Raw genomic sequence first — 25361 nt, forward strand, 5'->3', positions numbered from 1 at the left:
GGGCTGTCCAACCCTCGCCTTATCCCCTCCGGGGAGTGAGACCGTAGGGTAGGCGGTCAGGTGTGAAATGAGGTCGTCAACCACATTTGAACTGTGGTTGACGACCTCATTTCATATCGTCATCGGTTCAAAGCCGACAAGGCCTCCTTGTGCAGAAGTCCGTTACTGGCCAGGCCATTGCCTCCCCAGGGACCTGGATTGCCTGACAGGTCTGTGAAGGTGCCTCCTGCTTCGGTCACAATGGGGACCAGCGCCCCCATATCGTAGAGGTCCAGCTCCGGCTCGGCAGCCAGATCGATGGCTCCCTGGGCCAGGAGCATGTACTGCCAGAAATCACCGAATCCGCGCAAACGCCATATCCTATCCGTCAGGTCGATAAGCTGCTCCCGCCGGCCGATGGCCTTCCACCCGGTCAGGGACGATATGGACATGGAGGCATCTTCCATATGATCCACCTTGGATACGTGGATTGCCTGGGGGGCTTCACCCTGCCGCACCATATAGGCACCCATCCCTCGGGCGGCGTACCAGATGGTACCCAGCATAGGGGCGGAAACCACACCGACCACCATTTGGTGATCCACTTCCAGCCCTATCAGGGTTGCCCATACGGGGACACCTCGCACATAGTTCTTGGTTCCGTCAATCGGGTCGATGATCCATCGTCGTCCGTTGGACTCCTGCCTTCCCAGCTCTTCTGCATAGACGGTGTCATCAGGCCTGACCTCGGCCAGTATGCGACGGATCACCGCTTCCGCTTCCCTATCGGCCTGGGTGACAGGTGTATTGTCCGCTTTCCGTTCGACGTGGAGATGCGGCGACTTGAAATAGTCCGTAGTGACCAGGTCCGCCTGTCCGGCCATGGCAATGGCCAGGTCCAGATCGTCCTGCAAGGACCACTCCTCAGCCTCAATGCTCATGATACGGTTCCTTTCGCTGAATCCCCGAGGCGGCTCAGCCTCGCCTGCCTTCCGACAGCATCCCAGCCCACATGCCGGGGAAGTCGGGCATGGTCTTGGCCGTGGTGCCGATGTTGCGCACCCGGATACCAGGTATCCTCAGTCCGATCATTGCGGCAAAGGTGGCCATGCGATGATCCGCATAGGTCTCCATGACAGCCCCATGCATGTCCTGGATGGGTACGGGTTCAATGGCCAGTCCATCATCCAGTTCACGGGCGCAGCCTCCCACCTTGGTGATTTCCGTCACCAACGCCTTGAGCCTGTTGGTTTCGTGTCCTCGCAGATGGGCAATGCCGTGAAGATGGCTCGGACCGTCCGCAAAGACCAGCATCGCCGCAATGGAGGGAACAATCTCACCTGCCGGTGACAAGTCGAAGTCACCAAGGCCGTGGATGACATCTCCGCCCGTCACCCTGCATGAGGTGCCCCCCTGCCCGTCGGGAACCATCTCAACCGTCGCCCCCAGTGTCTCCAGATATCCCGGCAGCAGGCCGCCAGGTTGGGTCGTCCGGTCAGGCCAGTTGGGCACACAAACCTGTCCGCCTCCTATCAGGGCAGCCCCAAGGAAGGGAGCTGCATTCGACAGGTCGGGTTCCACCTGGACCCGATTGGGCAACTGCGTCCCCGCCGCTCCCCTGCCTTCAACACTCCACCGACAGCGTGCTTCATCCGCCATGACTTCGAGCCCGGCCTGGCGAAGATCCTCAACGGTCATGGCGATGTGCGGAAGACTGGGAAGATGCTCACCTGAGTGGACGATGGTCATGGTGCCATCCGCCCTGGCAGCCAGAAGCAGAAGTCCGGAAATGAACTGTGATGAGGCCGAAGAATCGATGGTGACCACTCTGCCGGTCAGATGATCCGGTGGCGTCAGCACAAAGGGAAGAAACCCTTCCTCCCCCAGATACTCAATCTTGGCCCCCAGCTGGGCCAACCCGTCAAGAAGGGGGCCCATGGGACGATGATAGGCCTGACGATCCCCGTCGAAGCGAGTGGGGCCATCCGCCAGCATGGCCAGACCAGGCACGAACCGCATGACGGTTCCGGCAAGCCCGCAGTCCACCCGGGCCCCACCGGTGAAGCGACCATCAGCTGGTGGAAGGACCTCCAAACTCGTCGGGTTGTCCGGATCGATCCGGCAATCCACCCCGAGAGCCTCCAGGGACCGGATCATCAGGTCCGTATCCCGTGACCTGAGCAGACCGGTCAGTCTGACAGGTCGACTTCCCAGTGCCGCCAAAACCAGATACCTGTTGGAGAGGGATTTGCTCCCCGGTACGGTTACCTCGGCATTCAAGGATTCGGTGGCCTGCGGTGCCGCCCATGTCTCTTCCACTGTCATGGTCCCCATGGTAGCCGCAAGCGCGGAGCTTGACCGAAACCAGACGGTTGGGCCATCGTGCTATATTGATGAATTGTGCCTGGCGGGACCACCTCCGGGCAACGGGCTATAGCGCAGCTTGGTAGCGCGCCTGCTTTGGGAGCAGGATGTCGCCGGTTCAAATCCGGCTAGCCCGACTCTTCCCCTCCTGGAGGCGTCTGATGGCCTCGTGCTGGATGGCCACAACAGCCTTGGAATCCTGGATACGAGCTGCCACCAATTCCTCCCATGTCACCCAGGTCGACTGGATGTGCTCTCCCGGGTCGAAACGTCGCCCCTCTTTGTGCCATTTACGCAAGTGCAAGACCAGGGTATGACCGAACTCATCACTCATTCCCAGGGAAGAGTAGACCCCCGGACCCTTGTCGAAGAAGCCTGAGTCCTGGTCGAGGTCCAACCGACCACCCTCCGCAGAGCCGTGAGACTTCTCACTGCCCGGCACCAGACCGGTCTCCTCATGCAGCTCGCGCAGGGCGGCCTGGACCGGTGTCTCTCCCCGGTTGATGAAGCCGGCGGGCAGACCGTGGACGTACCCACCCGCACCGACTTTGTACTCCCTGGTCAGTAGGTAGGTGTCGACGGCCAAGTCATGAACCAGTATGACCACACAGGGGTCATGATGGATGAGCTGTCGCCGAATACGGTCCGTGGAACCGTCGGTCTGGGGCAGCTCTATGAGCTTGTCCAGAACAGTGAAAATGGGACCCGAAAAGACCTCCTGGCTATGGATCTCCCGGGGTTCAATGAACATGTCGGTCCCCTCCCCACCCAGCTCAGCCAGACGCTGATCAATGGTGGGCCCGGCGGCACCATCGGTGCCGTGGGTGTTTCCAAAACTCCCCTGGTATTTGGTATCGGTCATTTCTCCCACTGTCCTTCCACACATCCCTGCCCCGGGCAACGGGCGCTGCCGACCGGCTTATGGCCGACGTTCAGGGTGGACTCATGAATCAGGTTCAGAAGCACTGCCGAAGAATCAGCGCAGCACCAGAGTCCATGGATCGGTCTGCATCGATGACTCCCGTATGTCGGGAGTGAATCCGGTCGCCTCGTGGACGGCCGCAGGTATGTCTTCCAAGGCGTAGCGGAACCATAATCCCTCGATGGCCGAATGGGGGGTGTTGATCAGCATGGGCCTGGGATGGTGCTCCTTCGGTCCGTCCGCCCCAATGGAATCCGACAGCCCGGCCGCGTACAAGGCCTCCTGGAAGGCATCGGTTGCGGGATGGTGACGGAGGTCGCTGGTGATGTAGACATCCGCCCCCGCGGTCCGGACCGCTTCGAATTCCGAATCACCAGAACCTGGAAGGACCGCCACTGTGGAAACCATGGCGGACTCGGGGCCGGCCACTTGGATACCCATCTGGGTCTTGGGCAGAATATCAGCCACCCGGCGTGCCAAATCCACCAACGACAGGGGCTCAGAGAGCCTTCCCAGACGTCCCAGCCCGACCTGGATGTCCTCTCCGGCGTGAAGGTCATGGTCCGACGTTCCGGCGGGAACCAGGGGCCTGGTCTCCTGAAGACCAAAGAGATCCGCTGCAGCCTGGGCTACTCCCCTATAGGCCGCATCGGCATTGGTATGTCCGACCCAGAGCCCGCAACGGCCACTTATCAACCTATTGACGATGGCCCCGCGGAAGCCCATGCCGGACACCTCATGGACCGACCGGAAGAAGAGCGGATGATGGGTGATCAGAAGATCCGCTTCCAGAGCGATGGCCTCCTCGACCACATCAGGTCTGGGATCAACGGCACATACGATCCGGCGAACCGGCCAGGAAGGGTCGCCAACAACAAGCCCTGGGTGGTCCCAGTCTTCGGCATAGTCCAGTGGGTAGAGTGCTTCAAGGACCTTGACCACCTGACCCAGAACAGGCGCAACGGCTCCCTTGCGGCTCTCATCGGTCGACATGGACTGCCCCCTCCTACCTGAATCAGTGAGCCGCCAGCTGCCAGTCCTGCCCGATGCCTGTAGACACATCCAGCGGGACGGCAAGGCTGACCGCGTGCTCCATGGAGTCCTTGACCAGTTTGGTGGCTTTTCCGGCCTCTCCCGGCGCAATCTCCACCAGAAGTTCGTCATGGATCTGCAGGGAGATACGGCTCTTCAAACCCTCCCGATCAAGGGCACGGCTGGCTTTGATCATGGCGATCTTCATGATGTCGGCAGCGGACCCCTGGATGGGTGCGTTCAGGGCGCCGCGTTCAGCCGCCTCACGTGTCGGACGTCGGTTGGAGCGTAATCCGGGGAAGTAGCGCCTCCTGCCGAACATGGTCTCCGTATAGCCTTTCTCACGGGCATCCGCCACCAGGGACTCAAGATACTCGTGGACCTTGCCGAAGGTGGCGAAGTACTTGGCCTTCAGCACATCGGCCGCAGCCGGGCTTATCTTAAGCTGCTGGGCCAGCCCATAGGTGCTGAGCCCGTAAGCCAGGCCGTAGCTCATGGCCTTGACGTGCGAACGCTGGTCGCTGCTGACCTCATCCATGGGTATGTCATAGACCAGACTTGCCACGTAACGGTGGAAGTCCGTACCCGACTTGAATGCCTCAATCAAAGCCTGGTCGCCGGACAGGTCGGCCATGATGCGCAACTCCACTTGGGAGTAATCCGAACTCAGTAGGGCCTCGTACCCCTCACCGGGAACGAAGGCGGAACGAATCTCCCGGCCTCGGGCATCCCTGTTGGGGATGTTCTGCAGGTTCGGGTCAACCGAGCTCAGTCTGCCCGTGGCAGCCACGGTCTGCTCATAGGTGGTGTGGAGGCGACCATCGTGCGGGTTTATGGCCTCGCGAAGCGTCTGGACGATCTGCTTGAGCTTATTGGTCTCCCTGTGCTTGAGCAGGGCACCAAGGAAGTCGTTTGCCCGTTCATTGTTTACGGACTTGATGTAGAGGTCCTGAAGGACCGCAACGTTGGTGGAATAGGAGCCAGTCTTCGTCCTATGGGAGGGAGCCAGGCCCATGTCCTCGAAGAGGACCTTCTGCAGCTGCTTGGGGCTCTGAAGGTTGACTTGTGTACCGGCACGCTGCCAGGCAATGTCCTGGGCCTGTCTGGCCTCCGCTGAGAACTGGTCATGCATGGCCTTGAGGCGGGCATCATCCACTTTGGCCCCCTCGGTCTCCATATCCGCAAGGACCCTGGAGGTAGGCAGCTCAATGGTACGGAGCAGGCCATACTGATGACGCTCATCAATGAGTGATTGGAGCCGGTCGGCCAGCATCATCACATACTGCGCCTGACGAAGAATCCTGGACCCTCGGCTCTCCTTGTCCTCTTCGGGGGACCCATCAAGGGAGAGACTGCCCTGGGTCGCCTCAGGTTCCTTTTCGATGGGGATGCCCAGGAAGTGGGCCGCAGCCCCCTCCACATCATCGGCATGGAAATCCGGCTCGGCCAGATACCCGGCCAGTTTGGTATCAAAGAGGGGCATGGGAACATGCAGGTTCCGACTTCCCAGGAAATGCAGGTGCTCCTTGTATCCGTGCACGACGCATGAACCTACGCGAGCATCCAGCAATCCCTGGATGGCCTCCACCATACCGGCATCCAGGTCATCGGCTGCGAAGGCGATTCCATGGCCGTCGATGGACAGGATGGAGAGTTCCTGAAGGTTGTAGTCACCATGATTGGAGGTGCCTCTGGCATACAGGACCCAGTGATCCTTCATGGCCTCGGCGCATTCCGTATCCCTGTCGGCCGACTGCCTGGTGTCCACATCCCGGCTAAGGGTATCTGCCATGTCGTTGACCTGTTGGGCCGAGCGAATCGACCCTTCCTTGTCAGGCAGATGCTTGTCGGCCCATTCTTCCAGGGCCTTCGGATCATCGACCATGTCCGCAACGGGCTCCTTGAAGACCACTTGGTCCTCTCCGCCTGCCACGGCCGAGGCCGACGAGTAGTCGTAATCCTCCACCGTATTGAATCCACGAAGAATCTTCTTGCGTGTGGTGGGGCTGAACTGCAGCTTGTCGAAAATCGGCACCACCTTATCGGTATGGATGGTTCCGAAGGCGAGGTCCTTGACCGTGACCCCCAGGTCCAGGTCACGCACCAGGGCGTTGACCTTCCTGTTCAGCATGACCTGGTCCCTGCATTCTGCCAGGGCCTGCCCCTTCTTGCCGCCTATCTCCTCCGCGTGATCGAGGATGTTCTCCAGGCTGCCGTAAGTGTTGATCCACTTGGCCGCGAACCCGTCACCGACTCCCGGCACACCCGGGATATTGTCCGCTCCCTCACCGCGCATGGCCGCCAGATCCGGATACTGGCTGGGGGTCACCTTGTACTTGTCGACGATGGCCTGCGGGGTCATGTGCTTGAGGTTCTTGAAATGGTGCCCGGGGTACAGGACCGTCACCTTGTCGCTCACCAGCTGGAAGGCATCCCTATCGCCGGAGAGGACCAACGTGTCGAAGCCCGCGGCCTCTCCCATGGTGGCCAGGGTGCCGATGACATCATCACCTTCGTACCCGGGTTTGACGATGTAGGTGATGCCGAGACCCTCAAGAAGGTCCTCCACCAGGGGCAGCTGGGAAAGGAGATCCTCAGGCGCGGCCTCACGGGTGCCCTTGTAGTCGGGCATGAGTTTGTTGCGGAAGGTGCCGCCCTTGACATCGAAGGCGACTCCCATATGGGTGGGCTTCTCCTTGGCGATGATATCGGCAAGCATGGTGGCAAAGCCCCAGACCGCATTGGTCGGCTGGCCGGTCGTGGTGGTGAAGCTCTCGACAGGAAGGGCGTAAAAAGCCCTGAAGGCCAAAGAATGACCGTCCACGACCAGAAGCTTGCCGCTTGCACCGTTTTGGGTCTTGGCCTCTTCCATCACGCGCCGCTTAGTTGTCTGAGCCCTGGACCTGGGAAATCACCGCGTCTGCAACCTCCTGCATGGTCAGACGGCGATCCATCGAGGTCTTCTGAATCCAGCGGAATGCCTCGGACTCGGTCAGCCCCATATTCTCCATCAGGAGGCCCTTGGCCCTGTCCACCCGCTTGCGGGCTTCGAACCGGGCCTTCATGTCCGTGACCTCATCCTTGAGCGTGTTGATCTGGTCAAAGCGTGAAATGGCCACCTCAAGGGCAGGAAGGAGCTTCTCGGGGGCGAACGGTTTGACCACGTAGGCCATGGCCCCTGCATCAGCAGCCTTTTCCACCAGGTTCTGCTGGGAGAAAGCCGTCAGCATGACCACCGGCGCAAGGTTCTCCTCGGCGATTTCGGTGGCTGCGGTAATGCCATCGGTGCCGGGCATCTTGACGTCCATGACCACCACATCCGGGCGCAGCTCACGGGTAAGGTCGATGGCTTCCTGCCCGCTGGCAGCCTGCCCAACCACGTCGTATCCTGCATCTTCAAGTGCTTCAACGGTATCGAGCCTGATCAAAGCCTCATCCTCAGCCACGACTACTGTGCGCCCCTTGGGGGAATCGTCGCGGTCCGCAATATCCGAAGCCACTTTCAAACCTCATTTCATCATGTTCCGCGCTCCCCATCCAAGTGGATGTCAAGAGCACGGGGCTCATTTTATCGTGCCCCCGGTGAGACTCGAACTCACACTGCACGGATTTTGAGGCCGTTTCCTCTACCAATTGGGATACGGGGGCTTTCCATACCACAGTGAATTTAGCATACTTTAGAGACGAAGCAAGTGCTTTCGTGTTGATTCAGCCTTACAATACAAAAGGAGGGAACGTATCCCTTTCATCTATCAAAGGAGAGCATGATGACCAGCCAGATCTATAGGCGGTTCGATCCGTGGCGTCCATCCCCTGTCGAAGAGAAGTCACGCAAGCAGATAATGGACAGCCACTATTTCAGCGTCGACAAGGTCACCTATGCCTCCAGCGACAATGAGCAGTTCGACAGGAGCATCGTCAGCGAGAAGAACGGTGACACCATAGCCGTTCTCGCCATCACCGATGATGGTCGGATTCCCCTGGTTGAGCAGTACAGGCTCCCCACACACCGGTGGACACTTGAACTGCCGGCAGGACACCCTCTGAACGACAAGGAGGCTCCAATCGATGTCGCGACCAGACGCCTCAGGGAGGAAGCCGGTTACGTAGCCACCTCCTATAACCAGTTCGCACGCTTCATCAATACGCCCAGCTTCTCCACCCAGCACACCACACTCTTCTACGCGGAGGGTCTCACTCCAGTCACCCCGGCCAGCCTGGCACCGGAAACACCTCATCAGGACGTGAGACTGTTTACCATCGATGAAGCCTACGACATGGTCATTGCCGGAACCATCCTGGATGCCAAAACCACCATTGCCGTGCTCAGAGCCACAAAATCGGTCTCTCTGATCTGCACTGACGGTCAGGCAAGAATCAAGCAGACGATAATCATACGAAAGTGCCCGGTCCCCTCTCGGGAAACCGGGCACTTTGTGTACTCAGAACCGAATCACTCGGTCTCACCCACCGTGTGGACATAAATGGAGTCGGTGTTGCCGGGCTCGTGCTCACCCTGGGCGCAGCTGAGCACAACCAGCTGATCGCCGTCCTCGACCTTACCGGCATCCTTGAGCGCCTTGTCGACGTACTTCATCAGGTTGACCCTGGTGAAGTCGTGGTAGTCGTCCTCACAGAGGAAGGCCTCGGTGCCCCAGCTCAGGGCCAGCCAGTGGAAGGTGTGCTCGTTGGTGGTCAGGCCGTAGATCGGGGCCGCAGGACGCTCACGGGAGATCCTGTGAACCGTGTTGCCGGTCTGGGTGAAGGCGACGATGGCCTTGGCGTTGAGCTTATCGGCCAGGTCCACGGCAGCCGAGGAGACTGCACCGGAATTGGACATGTCGAAGTTCTGCAGGCTGGGGATCCTGTCGAAGCCATGGGTGGTGGCGTAGCCGGAAATCCTGGACATGGTGGTGACCGTGGTGTCGGGATAGTCTCCGACAGCAGTCTCGTTGGAGGTCATGGTCGCATCAGCGCCATCCAGGACGGCGTTGGCGCAGTCAGAGGCCTCTGCACGGCTCGGAACCGGGGAGTGAACCATGGATCCCAGGACCTCGGTGGCCACGATGACCGGCTTGGCGTACTGACGTGCCAGCTCGATGCAGCGCTTGGTGACCAGGGGGACCTCCTCGAAAGGCATCTCGACGGCCATATCGCCGCGGGCGACCATGATGCCATCGAAGACCTTGACGATGTCTTCCAGATTATCGACAGCCTGGGGCTTCTCGATCTTGGCCACGATCGGGATACGACGTCCCTCTTCGTCCATGATCTCATGCGCACGATCGATATCGCTTGCAAAGCGGACGAAGGACATGGCGATGATGTCGGCACCGGTGCGGATGCCCCACCGCAGATCGTCCTCATCCTTCTCAGTCAGCGCAGGCAGGCTGACGGCCACGCCGGGCAGGTTGATGCCCTTGTGGGAGGAGACGGGGCCGGCCACGATGACCTTGGTGTATACCTTGTTGCCCTCGACCTTGGTGACCTCCAGGCGGACCTTGCCGTCATCGATCAGGATGGGGTCGCCGGGGTGGCAGTCACCGGGCAGTCCCTTGAAGGTGGTGGAGGTCATGTGCTCGTCACCCTCGACATCGTCGGTGGTGATGATGAATTCCTGACCGTTCTTGAGCTGGACCTTGTCCTCGCCCTGCTCGTTCTTCTTGAACCAGCCACAACGTATCTTGGGGCCCTGGAGATCAACCAGGACTGCTACGTTGCGCCCTGTCTCCTTGCTGGCCTGGCGCACGTTGTTGTAGACCTTGAGATGGTCCTCGGGGGTGCCGTGCGAACGGTTCAGCCTGGCGACATCCATACCCGCCTCAACGAGCTTGGTGAGGTTCTCCAGGGACTCCGAAGCCGGTCCGATAGTGTCCACAATCTTGGCTTTGCGCATCTAATGCCTGCCTATTCATAGGTCTTGTATGGAGTCCGCAAGGGACCCCTTTCATTGAATTACATGCCTATTCTACAGTGTCCGCAGGATAAGGACCAGTCGTTTCCGTTAGCGCTAACAGCCTGTCTCCCAGTTACCTGGAGTTTGATTTTGAAACGTCATCTAACCCTTGCCCCTTTTGCCCTCGCGCCTTGAGCAGACTGGCTACAGCGGCTATGCCTATGGCCAGGACGATGACCAGGAGGGAAAGCCAGGTGGGGACCTCGGGAACGGCCTCGAGCGGACCGCCACCGTTGATGAAGGGCAGGGTGTTGCCGTGGAGTGCCTCCATAATCAGCTTCACCCCGATAAAGGCCAGGACCACGGCCAGACCGTAGGGCAGGTAGACCAGCTTGTCCAGGAGGGAGCCGAGAAGGAAGTAAAGCTGCTGCAACCCCAGAAGCGCAAAGACATTGGACGTGAAGACGATGAAGGGGTCCTTGGTCAGTCCGAAGATGGCGGGGATGGAGTCGAAGGCGAACATGACATCCGTGGTGCCAATGGCCAGGAAGACGACCAGAAGCGGAGTGAAGAACCGAGTCCCGTTCCTGGTTACGCGCAGGCGCTCTCCTTCATACTCGTCGGTGATGGGGATGACCTTGCGCAGGGCCCTGATCAGGCCATTTTCGCGATACTCCTCTTCTTCCTTGTCCTTGCCCGAGACCATGGACCAGGCCGTGTACAGAAGAAAGCCGCCGAAGATGAAGAAGACCCAGGTGAAGCGGGTGATCAATGCCGTTCCCGCCAGGATGAAGATGCCGCGCAGGACCAGGGCAATGGTGATGCCGATGCTCAGCACATACTTCTGCAGGTCCTTGGGAACGGCGAAATTACCCATGATGATAACGAAAACGAAAAGATTATCGATACTCAGCGAGTACTCGGTCAACCATCCTGAATAGAACTCAATGGCCGGCCCCGACCCTGACACCCACCAGACCAGACCTCCGAAAATCAGGGCCATGGCTACGAAGAACGCTATATGACGGAGGCACTCGGAGGTTGATGGAACGTGAGGCCTGCGGCCGATGACCAAAATGTCGACAGCGAAGAAGACGGCCAGAACAGCCAGGGTCGCCACCATGAAGGGCATAGGGGTCTCGGTCATAATGACCGAGTCTAGTGGGCAAAGAAGACAGGAGACCCGGCCTCCGGACCGAGACCCGCATACCCGGCTCCAGCCCCTTCCGAAGCTGAGCCGAGAGGACTACTTGCTGGCCTCGGTCATCTGACGCAGTTCCTTCTTCAGATCCTTGATCTCATCTCGGAGTCGCGCTGCCAGCTCAAACTGGAGCTGCTGGGCAGCCGTATGCATCTGGTCACTGAGTTGGCGTATCAGGTCGGCCAGGTCCTGGGCGGGCAGACCGGCCGAGAGAATCTCCTGGTGGCGCTTGTCGGACTCCTCCTTGTCATACATGGGCACACCCAGGTGGGAGTTCCCGGCCTTATTGGCGTTCCGATACCCGCCCTCCAGGAGGGTTTGGGTATCCACGTCCTCCTTGGCCAACATGTCATTGACATCACTGATCTTCTTGAGCAACGGCTTGGGATCGACCCCGTGCTCCTTGTTGTAGGCGATCTGCTTGGCCCTTCGGCGATTGGTCTCACTGATGGCCTGCTCCATGGATTCGGTCGTTTCGTCTGCGTACATGATGACCTTGCCCGAGACGTTCCTGGCCGCTCGACCGATTGTCTGAATCAGAGACCGGTAAGAACGAAGGAAGCCCTCCTTGTCGGCATCCAGGATGGCGACAAGGGAGACCTCGGGCAGATCCAGTCCCTCGCGCAGGAGGTTGATGCCGACAAGCACGTCGATCTTCCCCTCGCGCAGCTCACGCAGGAGCTCGACACGGCGGAGTGTATCAACATCCGAATGGAGATACTCCACCTTGATGTCACGCTCAAGAAGATAATCGGTCAGGTCCTCCGCCATCTTCTTGGTCAGGGTGGTGACCAGGACGCGTTCGTTTTTGGATACTCGTGCCTTGATCTCATCCAGAAGGTCGTCCACCTGTCCCTTGACCGGTCTGACTTCGATCTCCGGATCCAGGAGTCCCGTCGGACGGATGACCTGCTCCACCACCCCATCGGATAATCCGACCTCGTAATCACCGGGCGTTGCCGAGAGGTAGACGGTCTGGCCGATTTTCCCTTGGAATTCAGGCCACTTGAGCGGACGGTTATCCATGGCCGAGGGAAGCCGGAATCCATGCTCGACCAGGGTACGCTTCCTGCTGGCATCCCCCTCGTACATGCCTCCGATCTGAGGAACAGTGACGTGTGATTCGTCGATGACCAAGAGGAAGTCGTCAGGGAAGAAGTCCAACAGCGTATGAGGGGCCGACCCTGGTTCACGCCCTTCGAAGTGGCGGGAGTAATTCTCCACCCCGGCGCATACACCGACCTGGGACAGCATCTCCAGATCATAGGTTGTACGCATGGTCAGTCGCTGGGCCTCAAGCTCCTTGCCCTGCTTGCGGAACTCCCCCACTCGCCAATCCATTTCCTCCTTGATTCCCTTCAGGGCGCGGGCCATCCGCTCCGGTCCCGCCACATAGTGGGTGGCCGGGAAGATATGAACCGAGGTTTCATGCGCGATCTCGTCGCCGGTCAGTGGGTGGAGAGTGGAGATACGGTCAATCTCGTCGCCGAAGAACTCGATACGTATGGCCAGTTCCTCATAGACGGGGATGATTTCGACGGTGTCTCCCCTGACTCGGAAGGTGCCGCGGGTGAAGGCGATGTCGTTGCGCTTGTACTGCATGCCAACGAACTCGCGTAGGAGGTCGTCGCGGTTGATTTGGTCCCCCTCGTGGAGGAAGAGCATCATGCCCGCATACTCCTCGGGAGTACCCAGACCGTATATGCAGGAGACCGTGGCCACGACCACGCAATCCCGCCTGGTCAGGAGGTTGGCCGTCGCCTCATGGCGCAACCGTTCAACATCTTCGTTGATGTTTGAGTCCTTCTCGATGAAGGTATCGGTCTGGGGTATGTAGGCCTCGGGCTGGAAATAGTCGTAGTAGGAAACGAAGTACGAGACCGCGTTGTCGGGCATGAGTTCACGGAACTCCGCACAAAGCTGGGCGGCCAGGGTCTTGTTAGGTTCAAGAATCAGGGTGGGACGCTGAAGACGCTCGATCAGCCAGGCTGTGGTGGCTGTCTTTCCTGTACCTGTGGCGCCCATCAACACCACATCGTTCTCGCCGTTCTCGATCCTGGCGGCCAGCTGATTGATGGCCTCAGGCTGGTCCCCCGAAGGCTTGTAGGGGGATTTGACCACGAAAGGCTTGTTGATGCGCTCAATGTTGAAACCCATGAATCTCCTTCGGAATTCCTGACCGACCCGCCGGGCGGAAGGTCAACGGGAACGGTCCTCCTCGGACCTAAGCCGTACATACACCCTATCAATAAACTCGAACATCTGTTCGATGGGCTCCGACCCATCCACAATCAGGTCGGCCATGTGGCGTCTGGTCTCCTGTGAAGTCTGCGAACCAATACGGGCAACAGCTTCCGCACGGGTCATATGCCGTCCATTCACCATGCGCGCAATCCGCAGTTCATCAGTCGCCTCCACGGCGATGACATGGTCAAAGGCAAAGGGAATGGAGTCGCCGACCTCGGCGAGAAGGGGCACATCATGCACCACCACGAGTGGGCGGTGCAACCATGGTTCCTCGACCTGACCCGCCAGGTCATAGACCAGGGGATGCACGATGGCATCCAAGTCGTGCCTGGCCTGATCCTTCCCGGAACCTCCGAAGACCTTGGCGGCCAGGACCGACCGGTCAACCCCTCCTTCGGCATCGGCGCAGTCCCTTCCGAACCGATCCAGGACCGGGTCCACCCCTGCCCCACCGGGACCGAGTACCTGATGCGTCAGACGGTCATAGTCGACGACCTTGGCCCCGTCGTAGGCAAGGCGGGCCGCAACCGTGCTCTTACCTGCGGCGATACCGCCGGTCAGCCCCACCCGTATCATCCGGACTCCTCCTCATATGGTCGAACCGGTTCAAGGATACCGCCCGGAATCGAAGGCAGTCGCATCGCACTGCCGCCGCATAGGTTTACACGCATACAGAAAGGTCCGGCCGTGGGCCGGACCTTTCTCAACCACTATCGTTCATTCAGACCTTGCGGCCCAAGGAACGGATGGCGTCACTTCTTCTCCTTGAGGAGCTGCTCGCGCAGGGCGGCAAGCTGGTCGTCAGAGGCCAGGGTGCCCTCGGAATTGGTCTCCGAGGTGTAGTTGGTGGCCTCTTCGGCACCCTGGTGGTTGCCACCGTGGCCGTTGGCGGCAGCGGGGGCGGGAGTGGACTTGCTGTCCTCGGCCGCAGAAGCCTCGGCGTTCTCCAGCTCCTTGGCGACGAAGGCCTTGTGCTGCTCCCAAAGGTCGTGGGCAGCGGCATACTGGGCTTCCCACTCCTCGCGCTGCTTCTCGTAACCGGCGATCCACTCGTTGGTCTCCGGATCGAAGCCCTCGGGATACTTGTAGTTGCCCTCTTCGTCGTACTCGGCGGGCATACCGTAGATTGCCGGATCGAAGTCCTCGGAGGAGGGATCGACGGAATCGTCGGCCTGCTTGAGCGACAGGGAGATGCGGCGGCGATCCAGGTCGACGTCGATGACCTTGACGAAGATCTCCTCGCCCTGCTTGACGACGGTCTCCGGGTTCTCCACGTGGCGGTTGGCCAGCTCGGAAATGTGCACGAGACCCTCGATGCCGTCCTCGACGGAAACGAAGACACCGAACTGCACAATCTTGGTGACCTTGCCCTTGACGATCTGTCCGGGCACATGGGTCCGGGCGAAGCGCTGCCAGGGATCTTCCTGGGTGGCCTTGAGGGAGAGGGAGATGCGCTCGCGGTCCATATCGACATCCAGGACCTCGACGGTGACCTTGTCGCCCACCTTGACGACCTCGCTGGGGTGGTCGATGTGCTTCCAGGAGAGTTCGGAGACGTGAATCAGTCCGTCCACACCACCCAGATCGACGAAGGCGCCGAAGTTGACGATGGAGCTGACCGTGCCCTCGCGAATCTGCCCCTTCTTGAGCTGGGCCATGAAGGTCTCGCGGACCTCGGACTGGGTCTCCTCCAGATACTGGCGGCGGGAAAGGACCACATTGTTGCGGTTCTTGTCCAGCTCCAGGATCTTGGCCTTGATCTTCTGCCCGATGTAGGGAGAGAGGTCGCGCACACGGCGCATTTCAACCAAGGAGGCGGGCAGGAAGCCACGAAGACCGATATCGACGATGAGACCACCCTTGACGGCCTCGATGACGGTACCTTCGACGATTCCGTCGGCATCCTTGATCTTCTCGATGTCGCCCCAGGCGCGCTCATACTGTGCACGCTTCTTGGAGAGGATCAGACGGCCTTCCTTGTCCTCCTTGGTGACGACCAGTGCCTCGATCGTGTCACCAACCTGGACCACATCGTCGGGATCGACGTCCTTCTTGATGGAAAGCTCACGTGAGGGGATGACGCCCTCGGTCTTGTAGCCGATGTCCAGCAGAACCTCGTCGTGATCGATCTTGACGACCGTGCCCTCGACCAGATCCCCGTCCTCGAAGTTCTTGATGGTGGAATCGACTGCCTTGATGAAGTCTTCCTCAGTGCCGATATCGTTGATAGCGACCTGGGGAACTTCCTTCTTGTTCTCTGCCATTAATTGAGTTGTTTCTTGTATAGTGGGTTGTTTTTCCGTTTTAAGTTATAGCGTTCGCATAATCACACACGAACAAAATCCATACTAGGCGGGACCAAGGTCATTTTCACCGCAAACTGCCGGGCGTGTCGCGCTGGGGCTTTCCGGTCGGCCTCATACGCACTTCCCGCTCGGCCGCATCGACCACATTCGCCAGGAGCATGGCACGCGTCATGGGCCCTATACCACCGGGGTTGGGGGTGTATGCGGAGCAGACCTCACGGGCGGCCGGATCGACGTCCCCCTTGATCCTCCATCTCCCCTGGTCCTCGTCCCAAACCCGCGAGACGCCCACATCGACCAGGACCGCCCCCGGCTTCACGTCTGCCGGTTTGACGAAGCCGGCCTGACCCACGGCCGCGATGATAAGGTCGGCCCGACGCATGGCCGAGCCGGGATCAGCAGTACCTGTATGGCAAAGGGTGACGGTGGCGTTGATGGACCTGTTGGTCAGCATCAGGCCCACTGTGCGGCCCACGGTCAGCCCCCTACCCAGAACACAGACCTCCTTGCCGTTCAGATCGATCCCATGATGGTCGAGGAGCCAGAGTATCCCGCGCGGGGTGCACGGGAGGGGGGTATTCACCTTCCCATCAGTGTGCAGTACGAGCTGTCCGAGGTTGTACGGGTGCATCCCATCGGCATCCTTGCCCGGATCGATCTCTTCGATGATGGCGGTTGGGTCCACCCCCTTAGGCAGGGGAAGCTGCACGATGTAACCGGTGCAGTCGGGATTCGCATTCAGCGAGCGCACCGCCTCAACAATCCGATCGAAGCCGGCATCTCCCGGCAGGTCCACCCGGATGGACCTTATGCCCACTTCCTGGCAGTCCTTGTGTTTACCTTCGACGTACTTCACCGAGCCAGGGTCGTTCCCCACCAGGATGGTTCCCAGGCCTGGACGCGACCCTTGGGCCGCCAGACGTTCCACCCGCTGACGCAGGTCCTCCTTGACCTGTGCGGCCGCCGCCTTACCATCCAGTCTCAACGCCGTCAAAGCCCGACTCCCTCTCGTGTCCAGCCCCTTCCTCCACATGGGTCAGGGGTTCCGATTCCACAGGGCGGCCTTGGACCGCCTGGTGTATGGAGGACCAGCCTAGTACCCTGCCCCCACCTGCCTTTCGGCACTTCCATAAAGCGGGCACCACAGTGCACTATCGGAATTCGAATCGCACCCGTCCGGCCCACCTAACCTTCGTCGCCGGACGATTTATCGGCGCCTCGGTCATGCCTTCTGAATTCGGATGAGGTAAAGTCCCGGACGGCATCCATAATGAGAACAATGCTCATTAAGCTTCGATCGCCCATCACGATTCGAACAACCGGTCGGAGACAGTATGCCAGGGAGGAAGATATGCGCAAACCCGCGAGCGATGATGTCTGCATCCGTTTTGACCACGCCTCCGTCGAGCGCTCGGGCAGACTGATCTGGTCGGATGGCACCTTTTCCATACCCGGCGGCTCGGTGACCGCCATCGTGGGCACCAATGGAACCGGCAAGACCACGATGATGAAGACCGAGCTGGGCCTCCTTCCCCTTTCGAACGGCAGGGTCGAGGTTCTCGGGCAACCGGCAGGGCAGGCCAATGACCGAATCGGGTACGTCCCCCAGAGCTACACCTCTGACATCGATTCCAACCTCACCGCCGAGCAATCCGTACTCCTGGGACTGACGGGGACCCGTTTCGGCATCCACCCGGTAAACAGGCAGGACAAGGAACGTGCAGCCGGGGCCATGCGCTTCGTCGGAGTGGAGGACAGGGCCCACGCCCGTCTCTCCCAATTGTCGGGCGGATTGCGACAGCGCGTGGCCATCGCCCAGGCGCTGGTCTGCAACCCCAAACTCCTCATGTTGGACGAGCCCTTGGCCAACCTCGATCTGGCAAGCCAAAGGGCCACCGTGCACCTCCTGGCTCAACTCAACCGACAACTCGGCATGACCATCCAGGTGGTGGCCCATGATCTGAACATGCTTCTGCCCATCCTGACCGGAGCCGTCTACCTACTCGATGGGCATCCCCACTACGCCCGGATGGACGATGTTCTGGACTCGGACCTCCTGACCCACCTCTACGGGACCAAGGTAGAGGTGGTCACCACACCCCAGGGTGACATGTTCGTGGCCCCGGATACGGATGTATCAGACGGGGTGGCACATGACCGGTTCAAGACAACCGAAATGGTCGATCTCCACCCCCGGCACCCCGAGGCCGGGGAAGCATACGAAAATCCGACCGCAAACCAGCAGGACTGAGACAGGGAGGAGTTTCATGAACATGAGCATCATCGACCCGCATTGGATGGACACCCTGACGGCGCCCTTCATGGTCCACGCTTTTATGGCCGGGCTCTTCATCTCCATCGCCGCAGGGGCCATGGGATACTTCACCATCGCACGTCATTCCACCTTCGCGGCCCACGCCCTGGCCCATATCGGCCTTCCAGGCGCCACCGGAGCCGTGCTCCTTGGAATTCCCGTCTCCGCCGGGCTTGGACTCTTCGCCCTCGGCGGTGCCCTGGTCATCGGGGCCCTGGGCAAAAAAGCCTCCCAACGCGAGATTGCCACCGGTACCGTCCTGGCCTTCGCCACAGGCCTGGGACTCTTCTTCGCCAGAATGTCCAGCTCGGCCTCACAACAGATGCAGTCCATCCTCTTCGGATCCATCCTGACCATCACCAAGGGCCAGGTCATCGGTTTCCTGATATTCGACCTGGTCCTTCTCACCGTCCTGGCCGTGATCTACAGACCCCTCCTCTTCAGCTCCCTGGACGAGCAGGTGGCCCAGGCCAGAGGGGTACCGATTGGGCTCATGAACCTGGTCTTCATGGCCATCATGGCCGGAGTCATCACCATTGCGGTCCCTGCGGTCGGGACCCTGCTGATTTTTGCGCTGGTCATCACCCCCGCCGCCACCGCCAACATCTTCGCCGCATCGCCTCTCAGGTCCATGCTGCTCTCGGGGCTTATCTGCCTGGTATCGATCTGGGGCGGCCTGGTTCTCTCGGCCATGTTCCCGGCTCCACCCAGCTTCATCATCGTGACCATTTCCACCCTCTTCTGGGCCCTGGGCAAGGGGTGGGAAGCCATCAGCCGCTAAGGGCAAGGCACACGAATCCGATCAACACCAGCGCAGGAATCTTCCCGAGCGTTCGGAACAGGGAATCAGACCGCCTCTCGGCGGCGCACCAAGGCGGTCGCCATGGCAGCGACCCCTTCACCGCTACCGGTGAATCCCAGTCCGTCCGTCGTGGTGGCCGTCAGGGAAACCGGCGCCCCCAGAGCCCGGCTCATGGCCTCCTGGGCCTGGTCACGGCGCGCGGACAGGCGCGGGGCGCGAGCAACCACGACCACCGAGGCATTTATCAGGGACCAACCATGTTCGCGGAGAAAATCTGCCGTCCAGCGCAGCATTTCGGCACCATGCATGCCTGCGCCTTTGGATTGCGGACCCTGACCGAAATGAGAACCGATATCGCCCAGGTGTGATGCCGACAGCATGGCATCGATCAGCGCATGGACGGCAACGTCACCATCGGAGTCACCCGCAATGCCCGGCGTGCCATCATCCCACTGCAGGCAGGCCAGCCATAGGGGGCGTCTTTCGCCGGAATCGGCGAACCTGTGGGCATCGAAACCTATGCCGGTCGATACATCCGGAATCATCCGATCCGGGTCCTCCCCTGCGGACGGCATGGCGGTTACCGCTTCGTCTTGGCCTTAGTCTTGGCCTTGCTGGCCTCCTCGGCCACCCGTGCCAGGGTCTGGGATGCAGGCTCCTTGGGGGACTTGCTATGGTGCTTCTCGTCGCCAGGCTGGGGTTGGGCATAGCCCAGGTTGACGTCGAGAAGACGCTGGGCCTCATCCTCATCAAGCTTCTCGGAAAGGGCTATCTCGGAGGTAAGAATCTTCCTGGCCTTGATCAGCATCCGCTTCTCTCCTGCGGAAAGCCCGTGCTCGTCCACATCACGCTGGGAGAGGTCACGTACCACTTCGGCGATCTTGTTGACCTCACCGGTGGCGATCTTCTCGACGTTCAGCTTGTAACGGCGCGACCAGTTCATCTCCTTTTCCTCAACGACTGGCGTGCGAAGGATCTCGAAGACCTTGGCCACTTCCTTGGCGTCGACAATGTCCCTGACACCGACCTTCTTGGCGTTATCGATGGGAACGTTGATGACCAGGCCGTCTGAGGAGAGGACGGTGAGCTGGAGGTACTCCCGGGTGATGCCCTTGACCGTCCGTTCGGTGATGGCATCGACCCTGGCGGCTCCATGACGCGGATAGACGACCATATCACCGACGCTGTAACCCATGTATCCTCCAGGACGAGTCTATAAAGTACCATGTAATATTGTCATTTGGCGTGGACTTGCGGGCATGGCATATCGGCTCTTCCTGTGGTTGGCAGGAATCTGCGGAAGGTGCGGGGCCTGCACAGTATTCGCCCAGGCAGAGGCTTCCCCAATGCCTTGGTGCGACTATCCTTGTAAGTACGCGTGTGAAGGAAGAACCGGGACCGCCTCGATAGGAGCGGGTATCCGCCTTGTGAAATACAAGAGACCGAAAACAGAGGTAGGCATGATCAGAAACACAAGCCGCTACACAACACCCAGCACCATCCTGGTGGTCGAGGATGAGCCGACCCTGGCTACGGCCATCGCCCAGCGCATCACCGCCGAAGGATGGACCGCCCGTGTTGCCTCTGATGGGGCCAGTGCCGTCCAGGCGGCTTCGCAGATCAAACCCGACCTGGTCATCATGGACATCATGCTGCCGATCATGGATGGCCTGGAGGCCACCAAACGAATCGTGGCCGAGCGTCCGGTCCCGGTCCTGATTCTGACCGCCCGTGATGACGAAGCGGACAAGGTCATCGGTCTGGGCGCCGGGGCCGATGATTACATGACCAAGCCTTTCTCCATGCGCGAGCTGATCGCCCGCTGCAAGGCCCTCCTGCGTCGGGTCGAGCGGGCCAAGGTCATCGCCAAGAACTCCGAGAACGAGAAGGTCCTGGACTTCGGCAGCCTGGTCATCGATCCGGCACAACGCATCGTCAACCTCGACGGGGAGCAGGTCCACCTGACCCCGACCGAATTCGACCTCCTGGCCACCTTGGCCCGTAAGCCCAAGTCCGTCCTGACCAGGGAGAAGCTCCTGGAAGAGGTCTGGGACTGGGTCGATGCCTCCGGCACCAGGACCGTGGATTCCCACGTCAAGGCCCTCCGCCACAAGCTGGGATCCCAGATGATCCGCACCGTACACGGAGTGGGCTACGCCTTCGAGCCGCCGGAGGATGGCCAGAAGGACTAGCCGCGGTATATGCTGTGAGACGGTAACTGGAAGCTGTGGACCCGGGTCCCCGAGCGGGATGGCCCGGGTCCACGCATGTAAGGGAGCAGGTATGACAGACAGGAAGACCCGGCGTACCGGTTCATCGCTGCGGGACAGGGTTGACCGCGAGCGCCCCATCGGCAGTTTCGCCTCATTGAAGGTGGAACTGAGCGTCCTGATCATCATTTCGACCGCCATCGCCTTCGTCATGGCCTGGTTCCTGCTCAAGATGAAGTGGAGCGGATGGATTGCCATGCCCCTGACCCTGATTGTGGCGCTGGGCATCACCTACTTCTTCTCCCGCGGGCTGACGGCCCCCCTGCGGCAGATGCGGGACGCGGCCGAGGCCATGGCCGCCGGCGACTACACGGTCCGGGTCCATGCCAGCGCCTCCAGCCGTGACGAGGTCGGGCTTCTGGCCGTATCCTTCAACGAGATGGCCGAGGAACTCCAGCATGCCGACCAGATGCGGCGGGACATGGTGGCAAACGTCAGCCATGAGCTCCGGACCCCGGTCTCGGCACTCCAGGCCATGGTGGAGAACATGGCAGACGGGGTGACCGAACCGACACCGGCCAACCTGGAGGGAATCCTCGACCAGGCCCACCGTCTTTCCGACCTGATCGCCTTCCTTCTTGACCTTTCACGGATGGAGGCCGGGGCGGCCAGCCTGCAGATCGAGAACTTCGACTTTGCCGACTTCATCGATGAGACCGTTGAACCTCTGATTATCGCCGATGCCGGGCATGCCCACGACATCCAGGTGGATTTAGAGGAGGGAATCACCATGGAAGGCGACCAGGACCGACTCCGCCAGCTCTTCACCAACATCATATCGAACGCCCTGAAGCACTCGGCCGACGGGACCACTGTCCTGGTGCAGGCCCATGAAGATCGCGAGAACGGGAACGTGGTAGCCAACGTGATCAACTTCGGATCACAGATACCACCCGAGGCCCGCACGGACATCTTCCGACGGTTCGTCAAGGGGAAGGCAGGCCCGGGAACCGAATCAGGAGGAACCGGCCTGGGTCTTTCCATCGCGCGGTGGGCGGCCCAGCTCCACGGCGGTCAGGTGCAGGTGGTGGATGACCCGAGAGGGGTCGATTTCGAAATCACCCTGCCCAAGTACCACATCGAGCAGGACTAGAACGAGCAGTCCCCCTCCTCCGCCCGGTCCGACGGCAGGAAGGACACCTCCCCATCCGACTCGCCACATTGACGCGGCCCCCCATCTCGACACATAATGGAGTCGAACATTTGTTCGATTGCATATGAGTCGAGGTGCGTTCATGTCCAGGTCATCCAGCCCGTCCCGCCTGTCGAGCACGCTACTTGCAGGGGCCTGTAAGGTCGACGCCCTGTCCTCCTTCGGCGGCCGCCCCATCCCGGTACCCGTGGCCCTTGAAGCCGTCCATGCCGGCTTTCCCTCGGTGGCGCAGGACTATTTCAACGGGGACTTCAGCTTCGACCAGAACGTCATCATCCACCCCAGTTCCACCTACATCATCCACGTAGCAGGCGAATCCATGACCGGGGCCGGCATCTTCGACGGGGATCTCCTGGTGGTGGACAGATCCCTGGAGCCTCGCCAGGACGATATCGTCATCGCCATCCTCGATGACGAAATGCTGGTCAAACGCCTGGTCCGGCAGGACGGACACACCATCCTCCACGCCGAGAACCCCTCCTATCCCGATTTCATCCCCCAGGACGGTGAGTGCCTGGTCATCTGGGGGGTGGTTACCGGCAATTACCACTGGCAGCGGATAGATTCAACCGGAGGGTTCGATACCCATCCCCTCCCCCAGGTCACCTATCCAGGCAGGCAGGAATCGCCTATGGGGCAGGAGGGCCGGACCACCTCCGAACAGCAGGGCACGACCAAGAGGAAGACCAGCCACTTCCAGCCCGCCTATCCCACCGCCGAGTGGGGGCACCATGCCTGAGCAACAGAACGACCGCCCCTCGGCAATCCAGGGAGAAGAGGCCGCCCTGACACCACGAGTGGTTCTGGCGGACGCCAATTCCTTCTATGCCTCCTGCGAGAAGGTCTTCGACCCCTCCCTGGAGGGCCGGCCTGTGGTGGTGCTTTCCAATAATGACGGTTGCGTGGTGGCCCGGAACCGGGAGGCCAAGCAGCTGGGCATCGCCAACGGGACCCCCTGGTTCAAAATCCGCGACCAGGCCACACACGACGGAGTGGTCGCGCGGAGTTCCAACTATGAGCTCTACGCCAGCCTCTCCCAGCGCATGATGGGGGTCATGGCCCGGTTTCTGCCCAACCAGGAGATATACTCCATCGACGAGTGCTTCATGACCAGCATCTGGAACGATCAGCGGACCGGTCAAATCTGCCGGGACCTGCATGACGCGGTCCTGCGGTCGACCGGCATACCCGTCAGCGTGGGGGTGGCTCCCACCAAGACCCTGGCCAAGGTTGCCAACCACTGGGCCAAGACCCATCCCAGCATTGATGGTGTGACCCTCTGGGACCAGATCGAGGCCGAGTATGGGGACCGTGCCCTGGCCTCCGTCCCCATCGATCAGGTCTGGGGAGTGGGGCACAAACTGACCAGGAAGCTGATGAGCATGGGAATCGTCACCGCCTTGGATCTGCGCGATGCCGACCCGGTCTTGATCAGACGACGATTCTCCGTCATGGTCCAGCGCACGGCACTGGAACTGCGCGGGACGGCCTGCATCGAGGACGGTGCTGATGCCAACAAGGGTATACGGACCGATCAGATCCTGTGCTCGCGGATGTTCTCGCACCCGGTGGAGGGATACACGTCGCTGGCCCAGGCCCTGAGCATATACGCCCAGAAAGCCTGCCACAGGCTGCACCGGCAACACAGCCTCTGCTCCAAGGTGAAGGTGTTCTGCTCGACCAGCCCCTACGCCCCCCAGCAGTTCTCAGCAATCAGCAGGACCGTCGACCTGGAGGATCCCAGTGACGACCCCCTGGTCATCTCCAGGGCCGCCAGCCAGGCCATCAAGGGGCACGTGGACCCCCATGCCCATTACATCAGGGCCGGCGTGGTTCTTCTGGAGCTGAGTGATGCCAGAAGTTTCCAAACACTGGAAGGGTTGGACGCAGCCCGTGACACCCATGAATTGGGAGATATCCTGGAAGCAGCCTCGCAGCGCTTCGGACCCTTCCGGGTAGGGGTCGGCTACGGAGGCATCCGGGGTCGTGGCCGCCACGATGATGATGCCGGAGCCACCTGGTCCATGAACCGTCGCATCCTCTCCCCCAGATCCACCACCAGGTGGGATGAAATGGCCGTGGCCTACGCCCGCTGAATCCCCGGATCAACCCCGGTCGCGGCGGCAAGGGTCAGACACGTAAGAGGGATGCCACCAGCCAGGGTCAAGGCGCGGGCGCACTGCCGGATTGTCGAACCCGTCGTAACGATGTCATCAATGACCAGGATCGGATGTCCCACCACTGATGAGGCGTCTCTGACCACGATACGCCCCGAAACCCTACTGGCACGCTCCGAACGACCTCCTGCCCCTACGGACTTCCCACGGATGTCATGCATGGTCAGGACCGGTGTCGATACCGACGGGAAACCTGCATCCATCAGAGTCCTGGCAACTGCCGCAGCCACAGGATTCAGATGTGCTCGCCCACGCCTTCTCAATGACCGTGGGGTCGAGGGGGCAGGGATGACCAGAATCGGGGTACCGCTCGCACCGGACGGCAGAGCGGCACGAAAACGTCCACCTGCCAGCAGTCGCCCCGTCAACAGGGAAATGGCATGACCCAGCGGGCGGTCCAAGGCCCGGTCATCATGGTCCTTCCAAGCCAGGATGGCTCGCCTCACCGGCCCCCTATAGGCACCGCACGCAAGGGCTCGCCCCAGGGCATAGGAGGGGACCTCGGAAAAGACCGGCCTGGTCAACAGTCGGGCACAATCGGGACAGAGCAGGGCATCGGGCCGATCGCAACCGGCACAGCCCCTGGGCAGAAGAAGCCCTGTCAATTCCCCGATGACCCTCTTGGTCAGGGAAGAACCCCTTGTTGCAGCACGAGATAAACGCATGCACTCAGGCAAGCATCACCCGTCCAGGATGGA

General features: G+C 60.5%; 22 protein-coding genes and 2 tRNA genes. 8 read left to right on the forward strand and 16 right to left on the reverse strand.

Features of this window, described 5'->3' with window-relative positions; all coding sequences use genetic code 11:
• Positions 1 to 119: 119 nt before the first annotated feature.
• Both hisN and aroA read right to left on the reverse strand, forming a co-directional pair.
• Positions 120 to 920: a histidinol-phosphatase gene (gene hisN, locus BINDI_RS03775; RefSeq protein WP_033490194.1), complete on the reverse strand. Its 801-nt coding sequence runs from the start codon at positions 918 to 920 to the stop codon at positions 120 to 122.
• A 34-nt stretch (positions 921 to 954) separates the two neighbouring features.
• Entirely contained in the window at positions 955 to 2313 is a 1359-nt protein-coding gene (aroA, locus tag BINDI_RS03780; RefSeq protein WP_148301975.1) for a 3-phosphoshikimate 1-carboxyvinyltransferase, read from the reverse strand.
• A 93-nt stretch (positions 2314 to 2406) separates the two neighbouring features.
• Here aroA and BINDI_RS03785 point away from each other — a divergent pair.
• A tRNA-Pro gene (locus BINDI_RS03785) sits at positions 2407 to 2480 on the forward strand.
• Here the strand turns inward: BINDI_RS03785 and BINDI_RS07295 are convergent.
• The 5 genes from BINDI_RS07295 to BINDI_RS03810 form a co-directional block, all read right to left on the reverse strand.
• On the reverse strand, positions 2462 to 3205 hold the full coding sequence (locus BINDI_RS07295) for an NUDIX hydrolase (RefSeq protein ID WP_158332592.1): 744 nt from the start codon (positions 3203 to 3205) through the stop codon (positions 2462 to 2464). The two genes, BINDI_RS03785 and BINDI_RS07295, sit on opposite strands and share 19 nt — an antisense overlap.
• A gap of 114 nt (positions 3206 to 3319) precedes the next feature.
• On the reverse strand, positions 3320 to 4258 hold the full coding sequence (locus BINDI_RS03795) for a Nif3-like dinuclear metal center hexameric protein (RefSeq protein ID WP_052108754.1): 939 nt from the start codon (positions 4256 to 4258) through the stop codon (positions 3320 to 3322).
• Between the two features lie 22 nt (positions 4259 to 4280).
• Positions 4281 to 7169, reverse strand: coding sequence for a DNA polymerase I (gene polA / locus BINDI_RS03800; RefSeq protein WP_033490197.1), 2889 nt, complete (start codon positions 7167 to 7169; stop codon positions 4281 to 4283).
• A 10-nt stretch (positions 7170 to 7179) separates the two neighbouring features.
• Positions 7180 to 7803 (reverse strand): ANTAR domain-containing response regulator, encoded by a 624-nt coding sequence (locus BINDI_RS03805; protein WP_033490198.1) that lies wholly within the window; start codon positions 7801 to 7803, stop codon positions 7180 to 7182.
• A gap of 68 nt (positions 7804 to 7871) precedes the next feature.
• Positions 7872 to 7945: transfer RNA gene (locus tag BINDI_RS03810), tRNA-Leu, on the reverse strand.
• A gap of 119 nt (positions 7946 to 8064) precedes the next feature.
• Here BINDI_RS03810 and BINDI_RS03815 point away from each other — a divergent pair.
• On the forward strand, positions 8065 to 8781 hold the full coding sequence (locus BINDI_RS03815; RefSeq protein WP_081830871.1) for an NUDIX domain-containing protein: 717 nt from the start codon (positions 8065 to 8067) through the stop codon (positions 8779 to 8781).
• Here BINDI_RS03815 and pyk read toward each other — a convergent pair.
• From pyk to BINDI_RS03845, 6 genes are all read right to left on the reverse strand, one after another.
• The gene (pyk, locus tag BINDI_RS03820; RefSeq protein ID WP_033490199.1) at positions 8751 to 10193 is read right to left on the reverse strand and encodes a pyruvate kinase; all 1443 of its coding nucleotides are present in this window, start codon (positions 10191 to 10193) and stop codon (positions 8751 to 8753) included. The two genes, BINDI_RS03815 and pyk, sit on opposite strands and share 31 nt — an antisense overlap.
• Positions 10194 to 10326: 133 nt before the next feature.
• On the reverse strand, positions 10327 to 11340 hold the full coding sequence (locus BINDI_RS03825) for a TerC family protein (protein ID WP_033490200.1): 1014 nt from the start codon (positions 11338 to 11340) through the stop codon (positions 10327 to 10329).
• A 99-nt stretch (positions 11341 to 11439) separates the two neighbouring features.
• A complete protein-coding gene (gene uvrB, locus BINDI_RS03830; protein ID WP_033490201.1) occupies positions 11440 to 13551 on the reverse strand; it encodes an excinuclease ABC subunit UvrB in 2112 nt (703 codons plus the stop codon).
• A gap of 42 nt (positions 13552 to 13593) precedes the next feature.
• Positions 13594 to 14217, reverse strand: a complete 624-nt coding sequence (gene coaE / locus BINDI_RS03835; RefSeq protein WP_033490202.1) for a dephospho-CoA kinase — start codon at positions 14215 to 14217, stop codon at positions 13594 to 13596.
• A 176-nt stretch (positions 14218 to 14393) separates the two neighbouring features.
• Positions 14394 to 15905: a 30S ribosomal protein S1 gene (gene rpsA / locus BINDI_RS03840; protein ID WP_033490204.1), complete on the reverse strand. Its 1512-nt coding sequence runs from the start codon at positions 15903 to 15905 to the stop codon at positions 14394 to 14396.
• 106 nt (positions 15906 to 16011) lie between these two features.
• Positions 16012 to 16941 (reverse strand): bifunctional methylenetetrahydrofolate dehydrogenase/methenyltetrahydrofolate cyclohydrolase, encoded by a 930-nt coding sequence (locus BINDI_RS03845; protein ID WP_033490206.1) that lies wholly within the window; start codon positions 16939 to 16941, stop codon positions 16012 to 16014.
• A 357-nt stretch (positions 16942 to 17298) separates the two neighbouring features.
• Between BINDI_RS03845 and BINDI_RS03850 the strand changes: the two genes are divergently transcribed.
• Positions 17299 to 18198, forward strand: coding sequence for a metal ABC transporter ATP-binding protein (locus BINDI_RS03850; RefSeq protein ID WP_052108925.1), 900 nt, complete (start codon positions 17299 to 17301; stop codon positions 18196 to 18198).
• Between the two features lie 16 nt (positions 18199 to 18214).
• Positions 18215 to 19042 carry a metal ABC transporter permease gene (locus BINDI_RS03855; protein ID WP_148301976.1) on the forward strand — a complete coding sequence of 276 codons (828 nt, stop codon included), beginning with the start codon at positions 18215 to 18217 and terminating at the stop codon, positions 19040 to 19042.
• A gap of 65 nt (positions 19043 to 19107) precedes the next feature.
• Here BINDI_RS03855 and ispF read toward each other — a convergent pair whose 3' ends face one another.
• Complete coding sequence (ispF, locus tag BINDI_RS03860; protein ID WP_033490208.1) at positions 19108 to 19608, reverse strand: 2-C-methyl-D-erythritol 2,4-cyclodiphosphate synthase; 501 nt, start codon at positions 19606 to 19608, stop codon at positions 19108 to 19110.
• A 35-nt stretch (positions 19609 to 19643) separates the two neighbouring features.
• Positions 19644 to 20258 (reverse strand): CarD family transcriptional regulator, encoded by a 615-nt coding sequence (locus tag BINDI_RS03865; protein ID WP_033490210.1) that lies wholly within the window; start codon positions 20256 to 20258, stop codon positions 19644 to 19646.
• Between the two features lie 265 nt (positions 20259 to 20523).
• On the opposite strand from BINDI_RS03865, the gene BINDI_RS03870 reads away from it, so the two are divergent.
• The 4 genes from BINDI_RS03870 to BINDI_RS03885 all read left to right on the forward strand — a co-directional run bounded on the left by BINDI_RS03870 (position 20524) and on the right by BINDI_RS03885 (position 24582).
• Positions 20524 to 21255, forward strand: coding sequence for a response regulator transcription factor (locus tag BINDI_RS03870; RefSeq protein WP_033490211.1), 732 nt, complete (start codon positions 20524 to 20526; stop codon positions 21253 to 21255).
• A 91-nt stretch (positions 21256 to 21346) separates the two neighbouring features.
• Positions 21347 to 22426 carry a sensor histidine kinase gene (locus BINDI_RS03875; RefSeq protein WP_045921332.1) on the forward strand — a complete coding sequence of 360 codons (1080 nt, stop codon included), beginning with the start codon at positions 21347 to 21349 and terminating at the stop codon, positions 22424 to 22426.
• Between the two features lie 142 nt (positions 22427 to 22568).
• Positions 22569 to 23225 carry a LexA family protein gene (locus BINDI_RS03880; RefSeq protein ID WP_148301977.1) on the forward strand — a complete coding sequence of 219 codons (657 nt, stop codon included), beginning with the start codon at positions 22569 to 22571 and terminating at the stop codon, positions 23223 to 23225.
• The gene (locus BINDI_RS03885; RefSeq protein WP_081830782.1) at positions 23218 to 24582 is read left to right on the forward strand and encodes a Y-family DNA polymerase; all 1365 of its coding nucleotides are present in this window, start codon (positions 23218 to 23220) and stop codon (positions 24580 to 24582) included. The genes BINDI_RS03880 and BINDI_RS03885 overlap by 8 nt, the downstream gene beginning before the upstream one ends.
• Here BINDI_RS03885 and BINDI_RS03890 read toward each other — a convergent pair.
• Positions 24570 to 25328: a ComF family protein gene (locus BINDI_RS03890; protein WP_081830783.1), complete on the reverse strand. Its 759-nt coding sequence runs from the start codon at positions 25326 to 25328 to the stop codon at positions 24570 to 24572. The two genes, BINDI_RS03885 and BINDI_RS03890, sit on opposite strands and share 13 nt — an antisense overlap.
• Positions 25329 to 25361: the final 33 nt, after the last annotated feature.

The organism is Bifidobacterium [indicum] DSM 20214 = LMG 11587 (assembly GCF_000706765.1).
Lineage (GTDB): Bacteria > Actinomycetota > Actinomycetes > Actinomycetales > Bifidobacteriaceae > Bombiscardovia > Bombiscardovia coryneformis.

Coding starts and splice junctions, on each gene's coding strand:
- uvrB (WP_033490201.1), bottom strand. CDS start 13,551: ATGGGTTTCAACATTGAGCGCATCAACAAGCCTTTCGTGGTCAAATCC.
- BINDI_RS03870 (WP_033490211.1), top strand. CDS start 20,524: ATGATCAGAAACACAAGCCGCTACACAACACCCAGCACCATCCTGGTG.
- BINDI_RS03885 (WP_081830782.1), top strand. CDS start 23,218: ATGCCTGAGCAACAGAACGACCGCCCCTCGGCAATCCAGGGAGAAGAG.
- pyk (WP_033490199.1), bottom strand. CDS start 10,193: ATGCGCAAAGCCAAGATTGTGGACACTATCGGACCGGCTTCGGAGTCC.
- ispF (WP_033490208.1), bottom strand. CDS start 19,608: ATGATTCCGGATGTATCGACCGGCATAGGTTTCGATGCCCACAGGTTC.
- BINDI_RS03880 (WP_148301977.1), top strand. CDS start 22,569: ATGTCCAGGTCATCCAGCCCGTCCCGCCTGTCGAGCACGCTACTTGCA.
- hisN (WP_033490194.1), bottom strand. CDS start 920: ATGAGCATTGAGGCTGAGGAGTGGTCCTTGCAGGACGATCTGGACCTG.
- BINDI_RS03865 (WP_033490210.1), bottom strand. CDS start 20,258: ATGGGTTACAGCGTCGGTGATATGGTCGTCTATCCGCGTCATGGAGCC.
- rpsA (WP_033490204.1), bottom strand. CDS start 15,905: ATGGCAGAGAACAAGAAGGAAGTTCCCCAGGTCGCTATCAACGATATC.
- coaE (WP_033490202.1), bottom strand. CDS start 14,217: ATGATACGGGTGGGGCTGACCGGCGGTATCGCCGCAGGTAAGAGCACG.
- BINDI_RS03850 (WP_052108925.1), top strand. CDS start 17,299: ATGCGCAAACCCGCGAGCGATGATGTCTGCATCCGTTTTGACCACGCC.
- BINDI_RS03875 (WP_045921332.1), top strand. CDS start 21,347: ATGACAGACAGGAAGACCCGGCGTACCGGTTCATCGCTGCGGGACAGG.
- BINDI_RS03825 (WP_033490200.1), bottom strand. CDS start 11,340: ATGACCGAGACCCCTATGCCCTTCATGGTGGCGACCCTGGCTGTTCTG.
- BINDI_RS03795 (WP_052108754.1), bottom strand. CDS start 4,258: ATGTCGACCGATGAGAGCCGCAAGGGAGCCGTTGCGCCTGTTCTGGGT.
- aroA (WP_148301975.1), bottom strand. CDS start 2,313: ATGGGGACCATGACAGTGGAAGAGACATGGGCGGCACCGCAGGCCACC.
- polA (WP_033490197.1), bottom strand. CDS start 7,169: ATGGAAGAGGCCAAGACCCAAAACGGTGCAAGCGGCAAGCTTCTGGTC.
- BINDI_RS03855 (WP_148301976.1), top strand. CDS start 18,215: ATGAACATGAGCATCATCGACCCGCATTGGATGGACACCCTGACGGCG.
- BINDI_RS03815 (WP_081830871.1), top strand. CDS start 8,065: ATGACCAGCCAGATCTATAGGCGGTTCGATCCGTGGCGTCCATCCCCT.
- BINDI_RS07295 (WP_158332592.1), bottom strand. CDS start 3,205: ATGACCGATACCAAATACCAGGGGAGTTTTGGAAACACCCACGGCACC.
- BINDI_RS03890 (WP_081830783.1), bottom strand. CDS start 25,328: ATGCGTTTATCTCGTGCTGCAACAAGGGGTTCTTCCCTGACCAAGAGG.